13 protein-coding genes are annotated in these 22533 nt (G+C 37.3%); all 13 read left to right on the forward strand.

Features of this window, described 5'->3' with window-relative positions; genetic code table 11:
* Positions 1 to 218 precede the first annotated feature (218 nt).
* The 13 genes from J1905_RS22450 to J1905_RS22510 all read left to right on the forward strand — a co-directional run bounded on the left by J1905_RS22450 (position 219) and on the right by J1905_RS22510 (position 22506).
* Complete coding sequence (locus tag J1905_RS22450) at positions 219 to 1712, forward strand: alpha-L-fucosidase (RefSeq protein WP_214229446.1); 1494 nt, start codon at positions 219 to 221, stop codon at positions 1710 to 1712.
* Between the two features lie 980 nt (positions 1713 to 2692).
* Positions 2693 to 5653, forward strand: a complete 2961-nt coding sequence (locus J1905_RS22455; protein ID WP_214229447.1) for a SusC/RagA family TonB-linked outer membrane protein — start codon at positions 2693 to 2695, stop codon at positions 5651 to 5653.
* A gap of 29 nt (positions 5654 to 5682) precedes the next feature.
* Positions 5683 to 7224, forward strand: coding sequence for a RagB/SusD family nutrient uptake outer membrane protein (locus tag J1905_RS22460; protein ID WP_214229448.1), 1542 nt, complete (start codon positions 5683 to 5685; stop codon positions 7222 to 7224).
* Between the two features lie 56 nt (positions 7225 to 7280).
* Complete coding sequence (locus tag J1905_RS22465) at positions 7281 to 7961, forward strand: hypothetical protein (RefSeq protein ID WP_214229449.1); 681 nt, start codon at positions 7281 to 7283, stop codon at positions 7959 to 7961.
* A 10-nt stretch (positions 7962 to 7971) separates the two neighbouring features.
* Complete coding sequence (locus J1905_RS22470) at positions 7972 to 9006, forward strand: DUF5007 domain-containing protein (protein WP_214229450.1); 1035 nt, start codon at positions 7972 to 7974, stop codon at positions 9004 to 9006.
* Positions 9007 to 9040: 34 nt separating this feature from the next.
* Complete coding sequence (locus tag J1905_RS22475) at positions 9041 to 12214, forward strand: SusC/RagA family TonB-linked outer membrane protein (protein WP_214229451.1); 3174 nt, start codon at positions 9041 to 9043, stop codon at positions 12212 to 12214.
* Positions 12215 to 12230: 16 nt separating this feature from the next.
* Complete coding sequence (locus tag J1905_RS22480; RefSeq protein WP_214229452.1) at positions 12231 to 13742, forward strand: RagB/SusD family nutrient uptake outer membrane protein; 1512 nt, start codon at positions 12231 to 12233, stop codon at positions 13740 to 13742.
* Positions 13743 to 13825: 83 nt separating this feature from the next.
* Positions 13826 to 14488 (forward strand): fasciclin domain-containing protein, encoded by a 663-nt coding sequence (locus J1905_RS22485; RefSeq protein WP_214229453.1) that lies wholly within the window; start codon positions 13826 to 13828, stop codon positions 14486 to 14488.
* Positions 14489 to 14531: 43 nt separating this feature from the next.
* Positions 14532 to 16160 carry a DUF5008 domain-containing protein gene (locus J1905_RS22490; RefSeq protein WP_214229454.1) on the forward strand — a complete coding sequence of 543 codons (1629 nt, stop codon included), beginning with the start codon at positions 14532 to 14534 and terminating at the stop codon, positions 16158 to 16160.
* A 27-nt stretch (positions 16161 to 16187) separates the two neighbouring features.
* Positions 16188 to 17927, forward strand: a complete 1740-nt coding sequence (locus J1905_RS22495) for a DUF4983 domain-containing protein (RefSeq protein ID WP_214229455.1) — start codon at positions 16188 to 16190, stop codon at positions 17925 to 17927.
* A 6-nt stretch (positions 17928 to 17933) separates the two neighbouring features.
* Positions 17934 to 19877, forward strand: coding sequence for a M60 family metallopeptidase (locus J1905_RS22500; RefSeq protein WP_214229456.1), 1944 nt, complete (start codon positions 17934 to 17936; stop codon positions 19875 to 19877).
* 18 nt (positions 19878 to 19895) lie between these two features.
* A complete protein-coding gene (locus J1905_RS22505) occupies positions 19896 to 21605 on the forward strand; it encodes an alkaline phosphatase family protein (RefSeq protein WP_214229457.1) in 1710 nt (569 codons plus the stop codon).
* 28 nt (positions 21606 to 21633) lie between these two features.
* A complete protein-coding gene (locus J1905_RS22510) occupies positions 21634 to 22506 on the forward strand; it encodes a discoidin domain-containing protein (RefSeq protein WP_214229458.1) in 873 nt (290 codons plus the stop codon).
* The last annotated feature ends 27 nt before the right edge of the window (positions 22507 to 22533 follow it).

The raw sequence follows: 22533 nt of genomic DNA on the forward strand, positions 1-22533 counted from the left end.
GTCGCGGGTTCGAGTCCCGTCCGGTCCGCAAAAGCCACTCATTCGAGTGGCTTTTTTGTTTAGAAACAAATTTTCATCGGATAATTCATGGATTTAGCCTTTTAATCTATTTATTATGTTGAATATCTCTTTTAATTTAGCAGGACCTAAACAGTTAAAACCTAACCAATTATTAAATCCTTTTACGTCAGCTATATCACTGACATGTTGTAAAATTTATGAAGAAATATGTACTTATCACATTCCTAATGGCTTTAGCTGTTAATTGCTGTGTGGCCCAACTATTGCTTCCGGCTACGAAACCTAATCCGGCGCAACAAGCTATGATTAAAAGAGGCTATGGCATGTTTATCCATTTCGGTATTAATACATTTAATAATACCGAATGGTCTGACGGTACTTTGCCGTTGGAGAGTTATAACCCTACAAACCTTGATCCTGATCAATGGGTACTTACTGCCAAAAAAGCAGGATTCCGTTATGTTTTGCTAACCACGAAACACCATGACGGATTCTGTTTATGGGATAGCAAGTATACAACTTACGACGTGGCCTCCTCTCCAGTAAAAATGGACGTTGTAAAAGCTGTATCAGATGCCTGTAAGAAATATGGGATCCAGTTTGCTGTTTATTATTCCCTGTGGGATAGGAAAGAGCCTTCTTACAAGGATAAAGATCCACAAAAGTACGTTGACTATATGCTTAATCAATTGACAGAATTGTTTACAAATTACGGTACAATTGGTGAGTTGTGGCTGGATGGTGGATGGGATAAAAAACCATCAGACTGGGGCGTTGATCAGATTTATAGTTTAGTTAAAAAGTATAATCCTAATTGTGCAGTAAGTGTTAATCATACCATTGTAAATGAAGAGGGAAAGCGTAACTACACACCTCCAGCTAATATGACGGAAGATAATAAGTACTTCTTTCAGTATTTCCCTTCAGATTTTCGTTTGTGGGATCCTGAGTTAGCTGCTAAATCTGATAAGAAACAATACCTGCATGAAGGGAAGTCGTATTATCTACCTTTTGAACATACCATTTGCATCAGCAAACGATTAAATTGGTTCGAGAAAACAGAACCATTACCGACAAGAGATTTAGATGAGTTGGAGGAGTTATTTTACTGGTGCACGGATAATGATAATTGTCTGGTGATGAATGTGCCACCAGATCAAACTGGACGCATAAGGGAATATGTAGCTAATACAGCTATAGGATTGGGTAAGAGACTTGATCTATCATTAAATAAGCCCTTACCTAAAAATGGTAAATTTATTTCGATGAATAAGCCAGTTGTGGCAACCAGTGTGTGGGACGATAAAAACGGACAGTATGCGGGCAATGCTATTAATGATGGCAAAATGAGTAGCCGTTGGGCTGCTAAAGACACTCTGGCAACTGTTGAAATGGAGTTAAACCCTTCAGAGCCTTTTAATAAGATCAGCATATTTGAATATCAGGATACCAAAAGATTGCCAGATGGGTTTTCTCAGATAAGAGTACCGCGTATACAGCAGTATAGTGTCGATATTATGCAAAATGGACAGTGGCAAACCATTTATCTTTCTGATGAGCCTATGGGCGACTGTAAGGTGATTAAACTGCCGTTAAGCTATAATACCAGTAAGTTGCGGCTTAAGGTCCTTAAGGCAACTGCTCCTCCTTCAATTTATGAATTGAATGTGATCAATATGCAAAAAAAATAACCCTGTTGGATGGGGGCATCTTTAGCTTCTAAGTTGTAATTAAAATGGTGAGAATGAGTCAAATTTGTATGACGATTTCTCGCCATTTTTTTTGTAGACAATAAAATAAAATCTTTTTTATGAAAATTCTCTAGCCTTTCGTTATTCTTTTTCTTAAGAATAATCCTTAAATATGTCATACTTGAGTGCAAATCTTCATTTCTGAATGGCGAAAATTAGTAAAAAACTAGGTTTTGTTGTTTTTCTCTTGTTAAGGTGAATATAGAAACGCGGATTAAAGGCTTGCTAAATCATTATTTCAAGCTAATGCAAACGGTTGTGTTGTATTTGCTGATTTTTAATATTTTTCAATTCTTTATTTCTTGTTTGGTAATAAATTTATTTAATCAATAGGATAAAATTTAACTGTTTTTTTATTTTTGAGACATTAATTTAATCAAATGACCTTCATTATTCCAGTAATTAAAGAATATTGATCAGATAGTCTAATAAAATTCCCAATAAGCTTAAAAAAAATGAATATCAATCGTTTGCGTTGATAAAATTGGGATTACATCATACATATTAATCTAATTTAGGTCTTAATAATTCGATCCCAATTATTTGATTATTAAGAATGAGACAAGTGTTAGTCGGTCATTTTGATAACTCATCTACTGAATTCGGAATATAAAATATTAACCAACCAAACCAACTAAAGCAAACTTCATGAACCAAACCTCTACTCTTTTCCAAAATCAAAGTTCCAATCGGATAATTAAGATTTAATATTCTTAGACAATCTCAAGAATAAGCTCAGACAGTTTTGAAGTTAACCACTTTGCTGTTCTTATTGTTCTTGATTCTGTGGTTTTTATGCCACTAGTTTTCAGTGATTTTTAATACGTCAGTTGCTCGTAGGTGCAGGTGTGTGCCCGTGCAATCAACAAATAATTTTAACAGAGATCCAACAAATCAACAATTATTTAATGCTAATGAAAATGATCCGAATTATTGTAGTTATTATTTATGTTGCCTTACTGTCTACTTTTAGTTCAACAAAAGTCCAGGCAGAAGCATCTTATACTACGCTGCACTACAGTATGCTTTTTAGGCAAGATACTGATGACACTTCCCAGAAGAAATTGGACACCATGGTTATAGCTGACAGACGAAGCATGGTAAAGGGTATCGCCGATTCGTTGAATGTGAAGCTATCAGCTCTTAGTCCAAATCTTTCTGTTCAACAGATGTTAAAGGGCAATATTGCCGGTCTTTACGTACAGGAAACTAGTGGGGAGCCTGGAACAGAACAGAGTATGATTATAAGAGGCTTATCGGCCCCAGTTTTTAATAAAAACGACATTTATAGCCAACAACCAACTGTTTATGTAAACGGGGTTCCTATGATAAGGGATAATCCATTCGTTTTTGATATTCAGAAATATGGCTTTAACAGAATTGGCCCGGCAACTAACTTGCTGGCAGGAATTGATATTAGTAATATCAACTCAATTGAAGCAATTAAGGATCCTGCTGCATTGGCCAAACTTGGTCCGAATGCAGCTAATGGTGCAATCTGGATTACAACTAAGGCTGCTAAGTCTGGCCGTAGGGACTTAAGTGTAAATAGTTATTTTGGAATGGTGCAGGCAAGTAACATCTCGCCTATTAATGCACAGTACGAGAATCAGTTTCGTAAACCTTTTTATCAGAAGTATGGTACGCAAGACGATTACCTGAATTATGTAGGGTACTTAAGGGATTCGACCAGTTTGGATTATTACGGCCCGGCAAAATGGGGGGATAGGTATTATAAGAATACACCAATTTATTCAGTTGATTTAGGCCTTACAGGCGGCTCGGAAAGAGCTAATTTCCGCTTTTTTGGCTCGGCTACCCGTAATGCAGGTAATTCTGATGATACTGATCTTAAAAGGTATTCAATGTCATTTCAAGTTAATATGGCTCCTTTAAGCTGGGTTACCATTTCAAGTATGGTAAATGTTGGGCGCATGGATAGAGATAGAAACAGAAATCTTCGTGATCGCTTTGCCGAAACCAGGTATATCCCCGATTTATATAATCCTCTTTCTCCAAACATAAATACCTACCAATCATTTCTTAATGAGTATGATAAAGCTATTGATGACAACAGAACAACTCAGGCACAAGGATATTTTGCTGTAAAATTGGATTTAAAGCCATTTAAGTTTGTTTCTACTTTGAACTTTGATTACAGTGAAGGAGTAAGAGATGCATTTTTTCCTACTACTTTGATGGAAGGAAATAACTTTTCATCCAGTTACATAGGCTATAATCAGAGGTTTATGATTAACAATGCTTTAAGTTACACTAAAGACATTGCAGAAAACCACAATCTTTATTTCGAGGTTGGACAATCTGTTCAGGATGATCGCTACAGGTATAACTATGCTAATGCATACAACGGACCAAACGACTTTATAAAAGTAAACGTAGTTGAGGGTGATCCAGACAAGGGAAATTACCTTAAGCCGGTTGGCTACCTGGTGTATCGCTATACTGATCAAATACACAGCCGTTTATTTTCTTTTTATGCATCAGCACGGTATTCTTATAAAGACCTCTTAACCTTTTCTGCATTAATAAGGGATGATGGATCTTCGAATTCACAACCTGGAAATCGCTGGTTTGTTTCTCCGTCGGCAAATGCAAGCTGGAATCTGAAAAACCAATTTTTAAAGGATAACAATCTGTTTAACAAGTTAAGAATGGATGTTTCATGGTCAAGAATTGGAAAAACTTTCTCTGATGACAAATTCGCAGCAGGACCACAATATCGTGTTAATGCTGGGTGGACATTGGAACCAACTATACCTGGGTATAATGGTATTGCAACTATTTCAAGACCATATAGTTCTGGCTGGGTTGGTTATGATATCAAATGGCCGTACACAGACCAGTTAAACATTGGATTTGATGGTGCTATTCTTAAAAACAGATTAAGTGCATCTGCAACTTTTTATAAAAAGGACGATAAAAGGATGTTGATCAATACACCCCTTCCAGCTGAAACCGGATTTGCTAGTCAGTATGGAAGTGGTTTGGCTGTTAGAAATATAGGGTTAGATCTGGGTGTTCAAGGCCATATCATTATGAAGGACAACTTTAACTGGCAGTCTGGATTGAATTTCAACTTTAATAAGAACAAATTAACTGCTCTACCTAATGGGTTAGATGAACTTATAGTTGGCGATAGAAAACTTAAAGTAGGAGAACCTATTGATCGTTTCTGGATTTATGAGAATCAGGGAATTTATAATGCTAATAGCGAAGTTCCGGTTAACCCTAAAACCAATAAAGCTTTAACTTTTGAAGGCACTACCTTAAAAGCCGGCGATCCTAAATGGAAAGATAATAATGGAGATTTTGTAATCAATTCTGAGGATAAAATCCTTGCAGGTAATTCAATGCCGAAATTTACCGGTGGCTGGTCAAATCAATTCCGTTACGGGAAATTCGATTTGAGTTTCAATATCGTTTACGCAATCGGTCAGAAAGCCTTAAATCAATCAGCTTCTCTTCAGTATGATTTTATCAATAGAGAGGCAGCTAACGATATCAACTCAGTTAGGGAGATTTTCTCGTGGCAGGTTACCAGTGATTTATCAAAATATGCAATTTACAATCCATGGAGCAGTGTTGTTCCTTACCGTTTAGAGCAAGACATGTTTCTTGAAAATGCATCTTATGCGAAGTTAAGAGCTGTTACTGTTGGTTTTGATTTAACCAAGACATCATTGTTTAAAGGTAAATCGAGCATTAAAAAGGCCTATGTATATGTAACAGGAAACAACCTTCTAACAGTAACTTCTTTCTCTGGTAGTGACCCTGAGTTAATTGAATACAACGGTATATATAGCGGTTATGGCTTGGCCATTCCAAGGACCTATACTTTAGGAATTAAGGTTGATTTGTAAGTGTTAACGCGTATAAAATTATTAAATGTATGATATCTTTTGTAAATAAAAATATTCAGTTTAACAGAACCCTGATAATTTTACTGGTTACTGTAATGGGGCTGAATGTCTCTTGTAAAAAAGTACTCGATATAGATTCCAGCAGGCTTTCGAAAGAAGACGATCATTGGAAATCTTTTCAAGATACAAGATCAGGATTGATGGCGACTTATGGACTTATGCGTAGTGCTTTGGCAGATAATAATGCACATTGGCTATGGGGTGAGTTTAGAAACGGTGATTTTACTGCAAGCAGTAGGTCAGACCTTAAAGTGATTGTTAAGGGAGATCTAAATGCGTCTTTTCCGCTGCTTCAAAAAATAGCTTCGTGGAGGGCTTTTTATGCAGTAATTAATAACGCAAGCTTATTTATTGAGCGTGCTCCCGAAGTATTAAAAGCAGACATCCGTTATACCGAACCTAACTATAAAGTTGATGTTGCTCAGGCAAGAGCATTAAGGGCATTTGCCTATTTCTATATGGTTAGAATCTGGGGTGATGTTCCTTTGATTACAGCATCTCACGATGGTAGTTTTGAAATGAAAGGCAGAACTGAGCAATCTAAGGTATTGGCATTTGCCGAATCTGAATTGATAGCTGCCGCAAAGGACTTACCATATGTATATGGAGCTGAGGGAGATGATCTTCTTCCGGGTTTATATTATGGGTATGATTTTGAGCGCTGGAAAGGGGCATTGTTTACTAAAATATCTGCTTATGCAGTGCTGTCACATATTGCTGCCTGGCAGTCGCATTATATTGATGCTTCGGTGTATACTGAGTTTGTAATGAATAATTACGCAAAAGCAAATGCTGCATATTCTACCACACTGGAATTAACTGCTGCAGACGGTATATTTAATGCACAGTCTTATAATCAGATTATTGCTTTTGGTTTCAATGACCTTTATGGTGAATCTACCGTTAACGGGCATGTTGAGCAATTGGTATTGGCAGCACCTCTAATTTCAAGAGAAACTCCGGATCTGTATGTTACTAAAGATACTATCGCTAGTGTATTTAAGGATTTAAGTGACCAACGTTTTGGTTTAGATACCATTTCAGGATTGCCTAGAACCAATTATTTTGTGAATTACGGCAGCGCCATTCCAGTTTTTAGTAAGATTAAGGTACTCAGAGGTGGATCAACAAATGGTGATTTTGCTGTATACAGTTCAAGTATAATTTTTACCCGCTTAGAGGAAATTGCTTTGCTTAGGGCAGAGGCATTGGCTGTTCTTGGTCAGCGCATTGATGCAATCAATTTATTAAATATCATCAAGAAAAGCAGAGGAGGCAAAGGAGTTAGTGATGGACCGGGAACTGACCTGATCAGTGAGATTTTTGCTGAACGCCGAAGAGAGTTGATGGGCGAAGGATGGCGTTGGTATGATCAGATCCGCTATAACAAAATTCAAAATGATAACCAGGACTTTTTAGCTCTAATTAATCAAAAGGGTATTTATTGGCCTATTGCAAAAGATGTATTGAATGCAAATAATAAACTGGTACAAAATAACTATTGGAAATAATGGAAAAAATTAAAATAGGATTAGTATCAATTATTGGCTCAACCAAAAATATACAGATGAAAAATAAAAATATACAGACTTTTTCCCTTGTGATTCTGATGTTGGTAATGCTTAGTACAACATTGTTTTCTTGTAAAAAGAACAATTCCGATTACTACAATTACGAGAATAACTTGAAGCAGTTTGATGGCAATGCTTTGGAGTATCTGGAATCTCAGAAAGGAATCTACGACTCTTTGTTGCTTGTACTTAATAGGTTACCACACTTGCAGGACTCATTAAGAAATAAGAAAGTGACTTTGTTTGCGGCGACAAATAAAAGTTTTCAGATCTCAATAGAAAGCTTAAATGCGGTTCGTAAAAAATTGAATAAAGAACCTTTGTATCTGGCTGATGTGGACATCGAACAATTGGATACAATGACCAGTAAGTATATTATCCGTGGAGAAATGGTTACTGCTGATTTCCAGAGGTTTGTTGATGGACTAATTGTGAAAAGCATAAACCACAATTATAATATGCACCTGAAATATAATAAAGTAGATGCTTCCGGATTTATTGCGGGTGGCCCGGGTATAATAATTTTTACAGATCCTAAGAACTCAATTTTCGTGAGGTACTGGCAGAGTACACCTACTAACTCTGTGAATATTAAAACTAAAAATGCAATCATAAATGTACTTTCTCCGGGGCACGATTTCGGATTCGGTGATTTTGTAACAAGAACTAATAATTAAGGCTAAAGAAATGAATAATAAATACCCATTAGCATCACTTTGTATTTTCTTTATAGGATTGGTGCTACTAGTAAGTACCATCGGTTGTACAAAGAATTTACCGGAGGATCGAGAATCAATCGGAACAGATACTCGCTTTACGCAAACTGTTTATACCCCTATATTAGGCAGAAATACGCTTTTCTCAAATAATTTTTTCGTAGGGTCTTCTTCTCAGCCCTTGACGTTTAAAATCATTAACATGAGAACCAGAGATGGTGTGGCGGCTCCTAAACTTACTGAAACTACTCCGGTTCAGGTTTGGACTCAGCCATATCTTGGTGATGAAAAATCAATTGCTGAAATAGAAGCAAAAAGAAAGATAGAAAATCGCCCTTTATTTGAGATTAGAGAGCACTCAGGTCAGTTTTTAATGTGGGCTGCTGCAAATTCAAGTAATATAAAAACACAGCCGGATTCAGGATATGTATTTGATGTAGAAATGTCTAACTCTGGCGGGCGCAGATATTTTAGAGATTTTAAACTGATGCCTTTAAAAGAGCGTGCTTATGAACCATCTGAACAAGATCCGCTAACGGGACTTTCCAAGTATGTTGGTTTAACACCGAGAAGCATGTCAAACATTCGCGGTGAACGTACCGGTAACTACATGTTTTTTTTTACAGTAGGTGTATTGTTTAAAAAGAATGTTGGAGAAGGAAATTCGTTGACTTTCAAATTCGTTGACTCACTATTTAAACCAATTGATCCAAACAAATTTAATCTTACTAAATGGGATAAACTGGTACATGGCTTTAATATGGTAAAAACGAATGAATCTGTAAAGTACGATATGGCTTATCCTATTCCTCTAATTGCTTATAGAACAGAATACACAAACATATTTGGCGACATGGCAAGTGTAAAGTTCAGGTATGATAGACAGGGATTTGGGAATATAAGAGAGGAAGCATATCTAAACCTGGACTTTGCAATTTTTGAACCGGGTAATTGGGAGATAACGGTCTGGTTTACTGGTGAGCGCCCCAAATTTGATAATGATTAATAACATGGGATTTCTAATTTATATAAGATCTAATATGAGATATACGGTTATAATATTTTCTTTGCTGCTGCTGTTGGGTTTCAATAAAGAAACCATCGCTCAACAAAAGAAAGTAGTAGTTAAAGGAACTGTTACGGATAGGGCAGCAAAAACTCCAATCCCTGGTGCTATTATTATGTCGGGAAAGCCATTGATTACCGTTGGCCAAACCGATGCAAATGGAAAATTTAGTGTAAGTGTAAATGAGGATGCTGAATTGACATTCAAATACATTGGCTATAAATCTGTAACCAGAAAGGTAACACCTAATCTGACAATTAATGTTTCTCTTGATGAGGAAATAAATTCACTAAAAGAGCAGGTAATTATTGGTTATGGAAAGAAAACCAGAGAAGTTTCTACCGGTTCAAGCGTTATTATTACTGCCAAAGACATTCAGGATGTACCGGTAGCAAACGTTATGGAACTGCTTCAAGGTAAGGTTGCGGGTTTGAATATTCAAAACAACAACGGAACTCCCGGGATGCGTGGTTCAATGAATATTCGTGGTATTTCAAACTTAAATGTTTCAGGATCAGGTGATAAAGCTTTTTTAACGCCCACTTCTCCCTTATTTGTTGTGGATGGGGTTCCGGTGGATGACAATTCGGATTACTCTTATGGTTTCGAATCTGCTGGTCCTGGTATTAGTCCGATATCTTTAATTCCTGTTGAGGATATTCAGCAGATAGAGGTATTAAAGGATGCGCAGGCAACCTCACTGTATGGCTCCCGAGGCGCTTATGGGGTTATTTTGATTACTACCAAACGAGGAAACTCTAAAGTTCCAATCATTAGTTATACGACCAGCTTCAACATAGCTACTCCTCCATCATTAAGAAAGGTTATTGGTGGAAAAGGAGAGCGTTTGATGCGGATCGACCAGATCTTGAACTATGATACTAGTTTTTATGGCGGTTTACGTGATATTAATGAAACTCCTTTTCTTGCAGATAGTTTAAATGCTTACTATAATAACTCGACCAACTGGCAGGGTTATTACTATAGAACTACATTAAACCAAACACATAACGTAAATATTTCGGGGGGCGACCAGTCATTCAATTATAAGGTAACTACCGGTTATTATAATGAAAAGGGTATTGTTGAAAATACTGATTTTACCCGTTACAATTTGGGTATGAATGCACAGTATATGCCTAACGATAGGTTTAAATTGATGGCTTCATTGGCTAATGCCTTAACAAACAGTAGTGCAGGTGGAGGAAATAGCTTGTCGCAAACAGGTCTGGCAGATGGAGCAAGTTCATCGTCGTTGTTACCTGCACCTTCATTATATACTGCATCAAATGGTTTGCTAAACACTTTGAATGTAAAGAACGATAATAAGGTTATTAATATCACTGCAAATCTCGATGTTGAATATGAAATATTAAAGGGGCTGAGGGCTTCAAATACCATGAGTTATACTTACATGACTCAAGGGACAGATAAATTTAACCCAGGATCATTAAGTGATGGTTTTAACCGGGTATACAATTATTTCGATCGTAAAAATACATTGTATAACAGAACACGGGTTGCATTTGTAAAAGAGGTAGCAGAGAAGCACAATTTTAGTGCCTCGGTATTTGGTGAGTTAAACGCAACAGACTTTAGGGCGGATGCAATGAGGCAAAATAGTACGCCAAATGACCATGTTACCGGTCCTCTTGGAAATGACTGGTTAAACTCATTGGGTGGTACGTTAAATAATTTAGAAGATAGAAGAGGAGTCTCTCTTGCTACAGCTTTCTCTTATAATTATATGCAGAAGTATGTATTAGACTTAACTTATCGTTGGGATGGCTCTTCAACCAATGGCCCTGATGCAGGATATTCCAAGAATCCCTCAGTTGCAGTAAGATGGAATTTTAATAAAGAGGACTTTCTTAAGTCTACAAGTAGTTGGTTGGATTATGGCTCTGTTCGTTTAAGCTATGGTAAAAATATCGTGCCTACAGGATCAGTTTACGATGTTTATGGTAAATACATTGCAGGCGGAACCTATAATCAGTTGCCTACTGTTGGCCTTGATCTTGGGGTTATTCCTAACACCGGTTTAACACCAACAACAACCACACAATATAATGCTGCTTTAGAGCTTGGCCTTTTTAATAGATTCAATTTAACCTTTGAAACCTATTATAAGCAGGTTGATAACATGCTTAGGCCGAAGGATATTTCAAATATAAATGCATTTGGTAAAGTACAAACCAATGAAATGAGCCTGGTGAATTATGGATATGAACTGAATCTAAGTGCACGCATACTACCGGCAGGAGAGGGCTTAACATGGACTTTAAGTGCAAATGGAGCATTAAATAAGGGCGTTATGGCACATCTTCCGGATGGAGTTAGTCAGTTTATCTTTACTGATGCGAATACGGGTCAAAATATTCTTTATCGTTTAGGTAGGAATCCTCTTACAAATGTACTCTTAAATACAAGCGGGGTTTATGCTAACAACTCCCAGGTTCCTGTAGATCCGTTAACAGGATTAAGATATAGAGCAGGAGCCGGCACTAGTTTTAATGGTTTAAGTTATTTTAAAGCAGGAGATCCAAGATGGACTGATCTTAATGGTGATTATATCCTTGATGTAAATGACTATGTACCTGCAGGTAATTCTCAGCCATTAGTAACTGGTGGTTTTAACTCCTTTATGCAATACAAAGGGTTCTCGCTAAATGTTCAAGGTGTATTTACATGGAAAAGAGATATCCTCAACAATGCTACTTCATCGCTGTTCCAGAATTTTTCTGACCCATTAGACAGGGCAGTCAATAACAAAGGTCTTCAAGGTTTGGTTCCATTAGAGCAGTTTTTATATTGGAAGAAACTGGGTGATAATGCTACGTATCCTAACCCTTACGATTATGTACGTTATAACACTACAAAGCCTTTCCGTTATGATCAGACGCTTTTCCAGGAAGATGGATCTTACTTTAAACTTCAACAGGTAACATTATCCTATAATCTGGATAAGAAATTTATAAAAAGGTTCGGGATGTCATCTCTTCGCGTTTACGGAACGGCATATAATATATATACCTTTTCTAATTACTCCGGGCCAAATCCGGAGAGCGTATCAGATCTTGGTAGAGATGAATCTGGGGGGTATCCTAGTGCCCGTAAATATATATTGGGTCTTAATGTTCAGTTTTAATATTAAAATAGATTTTATGAAACGTTTCATATTTGCATTTCTAGTTTTAACTACGGGGTCAATGATCATGTCCGGGTGCAAAAAATTCTTAAATGTTGTTCCTGTTGATAATCTTTCAGGTAATAACTATTGGCAAAATCAAAGGGATGTAGAGGCTTTTACTACCGGTATCTATAATCAGTTTAGAGAAAATACACTGTCATCAGCTTATTTTCCAACGACCGGCGATTTACGTTGCAGCCCGGCAATTGCCACATCAGGACTTGGGCGCGATTATATTGATCAAATTGTAAACAATAACCTTTTCGCGTTACTGCTAACTGACAATTATTTTTCACAGATATTCAATTATAAAGGTCTTACCCAATGGACTGGCTGGTATAAGATGGTTCAATCGGCTAATATTTTATATGTACAAGCTGGTAAAGTTGAAGCACTAACTGCGGAACAAAGAAAACAATATCGGGCTGAAGCTGTGTTCCTGCGCAACCTGGCCTACTTTTTTATGGTTCGTCAGTTTGGTGATGTTCCTTATTACACTAACGCATATAATCAGGAACCCTTACCAAGGATGAACATGGTTAAGGTATTGAATAATTGTATAGCCGATATGTTAACTGTGAAAGATGATTTGCCCTGGACCTTTGACGATCCCTCAATAGTAGGAATTCGCGCAATGCGGGGAAGCGCGATCGCTTTATTAATGCACATGAACATGTGGGCGGCCGGATTTGAGACGGGAGATAAGACCAAGTATTATAATGCGGTAAATCAATTAGGTGATGAGATCATGAAAAGCCCAAGTTATGAGCTTTTACCAATAACCAGAACTAAGGAGATTTTTAAAGGTCGTACAAAAGAGAGTTTGTTTGAAGTTTTAAGAAGTTTGAACTATGGAGAATATTCTACCGGAGATTATCTGTATAACACTTTTACTGATATGGTTTTACACTATCCACATAAACCGGTAAAATCTATCACCAAAAGTTACCTGTATTACGATAGTAGATTTATTAATAAGCTTTATCCTACAGGTGTGCCGGACAAAAGAGCGGAATACTGGTTTGACTCTAAAACCTTATATGCCACTGATGGAACCTGGGAGCTGCTAAAATTCGTTAACATCTTCGCAGCAGAGGGAGAAGATGTTTTACCCGATGATGATTTAATTGTATTTCGTTTAGCCGACGCAATTTTATTACGTGCAGAAGCGCAAGCTGAGCTTGGCGACGATGGGGGAGCTATGGCCACAGCAAATGTTGTTAGAGCCAGAGCCAAAGCAGAGCCTTTTTCTGCATTAAGCGGTAAAGAATTAAAGGATGCGATTTGGTATGAGCGCTGCAGAGAGCTGATGGGAGAAGGACATTATTATTATGATTTGGTGCGTACCAAAAAAGTAATGGATAGGGAATATTGTTTTAACACAATTTCAGTTGAAGCTTTTAAAGCAGGGGCATGGGCCTGGCCAATCGATCCGAGCGCACTCACCAATAACCCATATATGAATTTGAACGACTATTGGCAGTAATTTTTAAGACAAATAATAAGAAAGTTATGTTAAAGATATTTAAAACGACAACAATAATATTGACAGTGTTAAGCTGCATATTGATGTCTTGCTCAAAAGAAGATTACTTCTACGATACAGGTGTTCATAAAGCAAAATATGACGGTACAATTTTACAGTATTTGAAATCAAAACCGGTGCTGTTTGATAGTCTGGTAATGGCAATCGATGCTGCAGGTATGAATGATGTATTCGAAAAAGAAAATATTACATTTTTTGCTCCGGGTAATTCGTGCATCTATAAAGCGGTCAAGTGGTTAAATGAAGATTTGAGATTAAATGGTAAAGATACAGTGTCTAAATTGACCCAGATTAAACCTGAGGTATGGAAAGAAGCATTGTCGCTTTACATTTTCAAGGGGTCTTATTTGCTAAAAGACATTCCTCAGATTGACACACTCTCTCTTAAAGCTTTTCCGGGTCAGGGCTATGCATCCTATGGGGGAAGATCTATGAACATCGGTGTGTTTTATAATGACGCAGGTGGTATTAAATATGTGGGTTACCGACAATTGGTGCTCTCATTTATCCCCGATTTTTCGAACCCACAAGTTAATTTAATCAACGCACCTATCGCAACATCTGATATTCAGCCTACAAATGGTGTGATTCACGCATTAAGGTTTAATACCCATTCTTTTGATTTTGAGAGCAGGCGGTTCATTTCCTCTGCTATCTCGGCCGGGATAGGTAAGGCAGATGAATAGAGTTGACCAGATTAGTTTAACAGAATTATTATAAATATCAATTATGATTTCAATCAACATAAAAAATACAAGGATAAGCCTGATAAAATCAGTTTTACTCTTGTCTATTATACTCAGCTTTTCCTGCTCAAAAGAAGCGATCATTCAGGAAGATCCTTATAAGGGTGGAAAGGAAGCATTAGGGGTTAAATTTACTGGGGCGGAGCCAACTCCAAATGCAGGTACTCCGGGGGATGAAGTAACATTCAATATTAATGGACTGGAAAAGTACGAGAACAAATTTGAGTTTTTGATAAATGAAACAAAAGCAGAGGTTTTATCGTCTACAGATTCTACCGTTACAATTAAAGTTCCTGAAGATGCAAGTACCGGAGGAACAACACTTTTGTTAGATGGGCAGTCTTTTTTTGGGCCTAAATTTACAATTCAGGGTAAGGTATCGGTTGATCCATCCTTTAAAGCCGTAAATGGTACGAATGGAGCAATAGCAGATATTATTGCTACCTCAACAGGATATATTTTGGTTGGGACTTTTACCAATTTTGAAAGTCAGGCACCTGCTATCCCTGTAAACCGTATCGTAGCGATGTCAAATGATGGAGAGTTCCAAACAAGCTTAACCACCAGGTTAGGAGCGGATGGTCCGATTCAATCTATTAATAAATTGTCATCAGGGAAATATATGATCTCAGGCGGTTTTTCTAGTTATAATAGAATAGCAGGAATAAATGGGATTACACGATTGAATGTAAACGGATCTTTAGATTCAACAAGTGTTGAAGTAATTAATCCTGATCCTGACCGTCCTTCTTTTGGTGTGGATACTGTTCCTACGTTTAATGGAGGGGCAATAGGAAATCCTCCATTCTCCATAGTAAAGAGTTTTGTGAAAGATAATAAGACCATTATTTTAGGGAACTTTATATACTACCTGAGCTATTTCTATGAGCGGTCTACCCGTGAGAATAAAGTTATTTTTGGTACAAAAATGCCCCAATTGGCCAGGCTAAAAGAGAATGGAGAATTAGACTCGACTTATAACTTCGATCCTTCAATCAAAGGTGGATACGCTGGTCCAAATGGCCCTATTAATGATGCTTTTATGCAAGAGGATGGAAAAATAGTAGCTGTTGGAGCTTTTTCTACTGTCCATGGCGCTCAGGCAAATAACATTGTCCGCTTAAAGAACGATGGAACTGTAGATAATACATTTGCAACAGGCTCCGGAACAGATGGTCCAATAACTTCTATTAACTATAATGCTACCACAGGAAGGATATTAGTTGCAGGGAACTTTAGAACATTTAATGGCAAAAGTTGTAATGGCGTTGCAATGTTGAATGCAAATGGAAGTGTTGATGATGTGTTTAAGTTTGGGCAATTGGCCGGGGGAATTCCAAATTATGCTGCCCAATTGAACAATGGTAAAGTATTGGTTTCCGGAGATTTCAACAGTTATGGTGGTATCATTAGGCAAGGCTTTATGATTTTAGATCAAAATGGCGCACTTTCAAAAGGATACAATAACACCGGGGCTTTTCAGGGTAGGATCATAAAAATGGTACAAACAACTTCATCGTTGGGCTATCCTGCGGTTCTATTGGTAGGAGACTTTACCAAATTCGATAATAAAAAGGTAGGAAATATTGTACGTGTTGAGATTAAACCATAGCCGAAAACCTTATAAACAGAACCAGACATGAATAAAATAAATACATATACTCATAAACTAGTTGCCACATTAACTGTAGCACTATTTGTTATGATATTCTCAGCCTGTAATAAGGATTTTCCAAACAGGTTAAAGGAATCATCAGGTAATGATACTTTGGGTATCAGTGCAAAAAATCGTAAAGTGCTATATATTATTATAGATGGAGTAAGAGGAAAAGCTTTAAAGGCTATAAACCCACCAAATATTGCTAAAATTACCAATAACTCGGTTTACGCTTTTGATGCTTTATCTGATTTTGATGAAAACGTAATTACTAATGCGGGAGCATGGTCCAATATGTTAACAGGGGTAACTAAAGATAAACATGGAGTTACTTCAAATGATTTTTCGGGTAATCAGCTTGCCGCTTATCCTAGTCTTATCTCACATCTTAAAGCGTCCAATCCGCAATTAAGGACTGTCTCGATAGCATCGTCAGGATCATTAAATGCAAATCTTGCAAGTGATGCTGTATTGCATCAGGAATTTGAGAATGATGATCAGGCAGTTAAGAATGCAGTTAATGAGGAATTAAAAAAAGACGATGCCACTTTTGTGTTGGCCCAATTTCATAGTGTAGAGCTTGCTGCTAAAGCAAATGACTATGAGGTGGAAACAACCGCGTATGCAAATGCTATACTTAAGGTTGATAATTATATAGGAGAGATCATGACTTCGTTAAGAAGCAGAAAGACTTTTTCTGATGAAAACTGGTTGGTAGTTATTGCATCTAATAAAGGTGGAGAAATTGCACCCGATGGGAACACTGTAGATAATACGGCTTACGGTGATGCAACAAGAAATAGCTTTATTGTTTTTTATAACCCTCGCTTTAGTACACTGTTTATACCTAAGCCGGCAAGTGATGCAGTTCCTTATACCGGGACAGCACCTAATTTTGTAGGTAATGATTCAAAGCTTAGTCGCGCAGTTATTTCGAATGCTACTGCATTTAATATGGGCTTAAATGATTTTACTGTTGAGGTTAAAGTAAAAGTGAATAATGGTGGAGAATATTATCCGCCTATTTTAGGCAAAAGAGCAACTTTTAACGGTAATGTTGTTGGTTGGTTGTTCTTTCTTGAGGGTAATGACTGGCAATTAAACCTAAGCTCAACAAGTGGAGGCAATATACAGGCAAATGGTGGAGCAATTAGAGATGGTTTATGGCATACATTAACCGCTAAATTTTATAAGGATGGGGCTACACGTAAAGCTTCTGTATATACTGATGGTGTTTTAAAGAAAACAATAGATATTACATCTCGTGGTAACATAGATTCTCCAGCGCCGTTTACATTGGGATACATTACTGGTTCAGGTGGGTCAATTGATGTCTTGATGTCTGATATACAGTTCTATAATGTTGCTATACCTGATGATGTTATCAAAGTGCAATCGCGTAAAACCTATGTAGACTCTTCGCACCCATATTTCAGTAATCTGATAGGATACTGGCCCGCAAATGAAGGTAAAGATGAATTCATTAAAGATAAATCTGGTTATGCACATGATTTTAGAATGCAGGGTACTGCACAATGGCAACAGTTTAATGAATATACACCGCATTTAGACCCGATTATTTCATCTGATTTTTACAAAATTGTACCTAACTCAGTTGACATTCCATTTGAAATTTATCAATGGTTAGGTGTTTCGGTACCAAAATCATGGAGTCTGGACGGCAAATCATGGAACCCTATTTATTCTGATATTAAACCTTAATTTGATATGAAAAGCACTTTTTTTTCAACTAAAATATTGATGGCTATGTTTTTATTGAGTTTAGTCTCATGTAAAAAATATGGTTATGAATTTGAAGATGGTTATAATAAGCCTGGAACACCGGAGAGTGAACAGACTCTCGATACCTCAATGAATTATATTGATAAATCTTTATATACAAGGGCCAGAATTTTTCCGGGAATGGTAGAAGCGGCGGAGCCGAGATTAAAGGATGTCAAGTTTACACTGGATCTGAATTTTTCTGCAGCAAATTCTTATTTGTTACGTATTGCGGTTGCACCTCTTCCTCAGTATAGTACGGGGTTTTATGCCCCTGCCGGCGAACTGATTAAAATTATTGTCCCTCAAGGGGCTGATGGATTAAGTGTTCAGGTAGGTGGTCATACAGACGATCTTACAGGTCAAATGAATTTGAAAAGAGATCCTTTGATTTATACGCGTAAACAGTTGTATCCGGGAGCAAACTTTATCCGCAATCCATACGGTGGTACAATTTATATTAATGCGGCATTTGGAATTGAAAGACCTGTGGAATTTACAATAACAGGAGCGGTTAAATCACCCGATTTTGTATTAGGAAAAAGTAATGATGCTGAGTGGATAAAAGAAGTCCGCGCATCTACAGTTCCATGGCTGGAATTACGTAGTAAACGCGTAATATTTTTAATTCCGAGAGATTTCTTAATTAGAAATTTCGATTCTGCAAAACCCTTGACAAACCCTACAGCTTTGATGAATGCATGGAATACTGTATTTGAAGAAGATTATAATAAATGGATGGGACTTTCAGACAATGCGATAGACAATAGAGACAGAAGTCCTCAAGGTACCTGGAGAGAGGTATTGGATATTCAACCCTCCGTAGGTTATGGTCATAGTGGTGTTCCTGGAGCTCCTGCCGTTGTTGCTACAATGGATGATGAGTGGTTTAATAGCATAGTAAGTATAGACCAGTTACTTCATGGTGCAAACTGGGGTACTTATCATGAATTCGGACATAACTGTCAGCAACATTCAATCTGGAGTTGGAGTACCCTTGACGAAACAACGAATAATCTTTTTAGTTATAAAGTAGCTCATAGAAATGGAGCGGACTTTGCAATGCAGCATGGCGATGAGTGGGTAAAGCCCGCTTTAGATTTTGCTGCTAAAAATGTCTCTCTAAACTCATTCGATACGGATGTAGATATGAGAGAGGATGGTGCATTTAAAAAGATGATTCCATTTCTTCAGATATTCGGCATATATGGATATGATGCAATGCCTTATTTATATACCGCAGCAAGACATGCACAACGTTATTCGATTATTGAAATTGATAAGCATGATTTTGTATACGAACGATTCTCTGAATATGCCAAGGTCGACTTAAAGCTCTTTTTCGAAGCATGGGGTATCGCTATTTCTTCTCAATCAAGGTCGAAAATCTCGGCTAAATTTCCTGGATTAACAAAAAAGATATGGACTTATAATCCAATGACCAAAACTGGAGGCACTGATCCTATTGCTTTTAAGACAACCATTACCGCAAGCTCTGAAGAATTGGAGGGTGAGGGCGAAATAAATGGTCATGCAACTGCAATGTTGGATGGCCTGGATAATACATTCTGGCATTCTAGATGGTCGGAAGGTGACGATAATTTTCCGTATACTCTTATCCTTAATACTGGTACTGCCGTGGCAGCTAAAGGGCTATATTTTATAACTAGAAATTCAGGTGCTCAAAGACCTAAGAATGTTGAAATATACACCAGTAATGATGAGAAAACCTGGACGCTTGTAGGCTCAACAGTAATAACGAATGCATTTGCTAGATATAACTATAATTTCCCTGCAACGATAAATGCTCAATTCTATAAAGTTATCCTGAAGGACAGCTGGACGGGCGAGCAGTGGGCAGCCTTGTCAGAATTGAATGTTATTAAGTAATTAATTATTAAAAATCAGATGATGATGAATTATAAAAATAAAACCGGGATATTTTGCAGTCTCTTGGCAGTGATGCTGATGACCGTGTTTAATGCCTGTAAAAAATACGAAAATCCTGCTCAGATATATGAAGAGTACGGAGATGATATGAATGGGAAGACGGCAAGAAAAGTGCTGATTATTAACATAAATGGTGCAGTTGGTGCAGATGTTAAAGCGATCAATCCGACAAACATGGCGGCATTAATTAAAAATGGCAAATTCAGTTTTAATGAACTCAAAGATGCGGTTTCGTCTGATGCGGGATCAATAGCCAGTATGTTAACAGGGGTATCATCTTCCAAGCACAAAATAGTTAATAATAGCTATATCCCGGTTAATAATAATGATAACGATGACCATGCCCCAGTTACAAATTATCCATCAATTTTTTCCCGAATGCTGGATGTAAAACCGGAATTTAAGACTGTGACAATTACACCTGATGAAGCTTTGGATAAGTATTTGATTCATGCTGACCATAGTATTTTGGCTCAAAATGACGCCTTGGTTAAGGATTCTGCAGTGAATGTGCTAAAAGATAATGATGCCAGGGTAATTATGGTTGATTTTAGATCTGTTAAAGCTGCAGGAAGTAAAGATGGTTTTTCGCCTGAGGTACCTTCCTATAAGGCGGCTATAGAAACAGTAGATGGGTATATTGGAGAAATGATGACGGCATTAAAAAGCCGTAAAAATTATGCATCAGAAGACTGGTTGGTAATCGTTACCACCAATCGAGGAGGTGATGAGTTAAACTCTAAGCAGGGATTTATTATTTGTTACAATTCGAATTTAAAGAGCCAGGGCATTTCTAAAGAAGGTTTTAATACCATGAACTTTAAAGGAACAGCTGTTACCGCTGTTATAAATGGAGATAATAATTTTTATAATGCGGGTACAAACAAGGATTTCACCGTACAACTGCAGGCAAAGTTCAATAAAAATGTATACTGGCCAGGGTTTCTCTCAAAAAGCACTGATGTAAAAGGTCATACTACTACCGGATGGACGATGATCTTTAATGGAGGAAACTGGGAAACACAGATAGGGGGAAAAAATTATAATGGTTCAACAGTAAGTTTGAGTAGCGGATCAGTCAATATCAATGATCAAAAATGGCACACTTTAACACTTACGGTGAAAACAGTTGGAGGTGTCAGAACTGCGGCGACTTATACAGACGGTAACCTGATGGTGAGCAAGGATATTTCTGGGGTAAAGGATTTGACGACAACAGAGCCATTTAAAATTGGCTATAGAAATCAGGATAATAGTGGAACTGATTTGGATTTTTATGCGGCAGATCTGCAATATTTTAATGTTGGTTTAGACGCCGATGTTGTGAAAGCAAACATCGCGTTGAAGGACATTGCAAAACATCCGAATTATGCCAATTTAATCGGTTACTGGCCTTTAGATGAAGGGGGAGGATCGGTTATTAACAACCTCGCGCCAACAGGTTATAATTTTATACTGCGGGGAAGTGGTGTTTGGCAAGGGCTTGGCAACGATATTCCTGTAAGCAGAACTCCTCAGAACATAACAGATGGGACACTATCAATTGTTGCTACAGGTCCGGATGTAACGGCTCTTACATTTTATTGGTTAAGAGTTCCGGTTAAAAGTACCTGGAGTTTAGATGGAGTTCCATGGATATCGAATTTTGAAATAGAGTATATTAAATAATAAATAGATTAACACAAAATTGAAAACAATGAAAAGAAAAGGTTTCTATTTATTCATGATGTTTGTTGCTATAACAATCTCGTCATGCAAGAAAAGTTCATCAAAGCCAGATATTACTACTGAACCGGAAAAACCGGTGGTAGTTGAAGATATAAATTATAAAACAGTTGCAAACACTATTGAAATTTCTCCGGAGCTTGAAGCCGCTAAATTTGTATGGCAGAATGCCTCTAAAAAGGCCGTTACCATTAAGTTCAAATACACGACAGACGGAATAAATAAGGAGGTACTTGTTGAAAATAATGCAGATGCGGAAGGCGCTATATCTGTGCCTATTTTTGGCCTTACAAATTTTACAATAGTAGTAACCAATACAGGTGGAAAAGCTATTGAAACAAGGTTAATGGGAATTCTACCTGTATTAAAGCCCGAAGTTAAACTAAACAAAATAGGCTGGACAGCTACTGCATCAAGCGAAATTAATAATGAGGATGAAGAACTTAACGGGGCTGAAAATATAGTTGATAACGTAACTGCAAAGAGCATCACCTCACCAGAGGTTCCATCTTTTTGGCAGTCAGATTACAATTTGGATCCTATGTTCCCCTACCCACACTGGCTAATCATCGATTTGAAGAAGGATATAAGGATCACCAAAATTGGGCTAAATGCCCATACTGATGGGAACCAGGGTTTTTCTGAATTTAAGATTGAAGGTAGTGTTGATGGTATTGGATTTACCGACATTGCTCAAGGGCAAAAAACATTTAATCCTCGCATTACTACGGAGCAAAATTTTAAAGTATCTCCGGCAACGCCAATCAGGTATGTGAAAATTACATTGTTGGTTGGTTCTCCATACCCTTGTCTTGGGAATTTTGAAGCTTACGCAAGGCAATAAGCTTTGTATTATATTTTATGAGAAGAG

The sequence above is a fragment of the Pedobacter sp. B4-66 genome (assembly GCF_018492665.1).
Taxonomy (GTDB): Bacteria; Bacteroidota; Bacteroidia; order Sphingobacteriales; family Sphingobacteriaceae; genus Pedobacter.

Coding starts and splice junctions, on each gene's coding strand:
- J1905_RS22475 (WP_214229451.1), top strand. CDS start 9,041: ATGAGATATACGGTTATAATATTTTCTTTGCTGCTGCTGTTGGGTTTC.
- J1905_RS22500 (WP_214229456.1), top strand. CDS start 17,934: ATGAAAAGCACTTTTTTTTCAACTAAAATATTGATGGCTATGTTTTTA.
- J1905_RS22480 (WP_214229452.1), top strand. CDS start 12,231: ATGAAACGTTTCATATTTGCATTTCTAGTTTTAACTACGGGGTCAATG.
- J1905_RS22510 (WP_214229458.1), top strand. CDS start 21,634: ATGAAAAGAAAAGGTTTCTATTTATTCATGATGTTTGTTGCTATAACA.
- J1905_RS22465 (WP_214229449.1), top strand. CDS start 7,281: ATGAAAAATAAAAATATACAGACTTTTTCCCTTGTGATTCTGATGTTG.
- J1905_RS22455 (WP_214229447.1), top strand. CDS start 2,693: ATGATCCGAATTATTGTAGTTATTATTTATGTTGCCTTACTGTCTACT.
- J1905_RS22505 (WP_214229457.1), top strand. CDS start 19,896: ATGATGATGAATTATAAAAATAAAACCGGGATATTTTGCAGTCTCTTG.
- J1905_RS22470 (WP_214229450.1), top strand. CDS start 7,972: ATGAATAATAAATACCCATTAGCATCACTTTGTATTTTCTTTATAGGA.
- J1905_RS22485 (WP_214229453.1), top strand. CDS start 13,826: ATGTCTTGCTCAAAAGAAGATTACTTCTACGATACAGGTGTTCATAAA.
- J1905_RS22490 (WP_214229454.1), top strand. CDS start 14,532: ATGATTTCAATCAACATAAAAAATACAAGGATAAGCCTGATAAAATCA.
- J1905_RS22460 (WP_214229448.1), top strand. CDS start 5,683: ATGATATCTTTTGTAAATAAAAATATTCAGTTTAACAGAACCCTGATA.
- J1905_RS22495 (WP_214229455.1), top strand. CDS start 16,188: ATGAATAAAATAAATACATATACTCATAAACTAGTTGCCACATTAACT.
- J1905_RS22450 (WP_214229446.1), top strand. CDS start 219: ATGAAGAAATATGTACTTATCACATTCCTAATGGCTTTAGCTGTTAAT.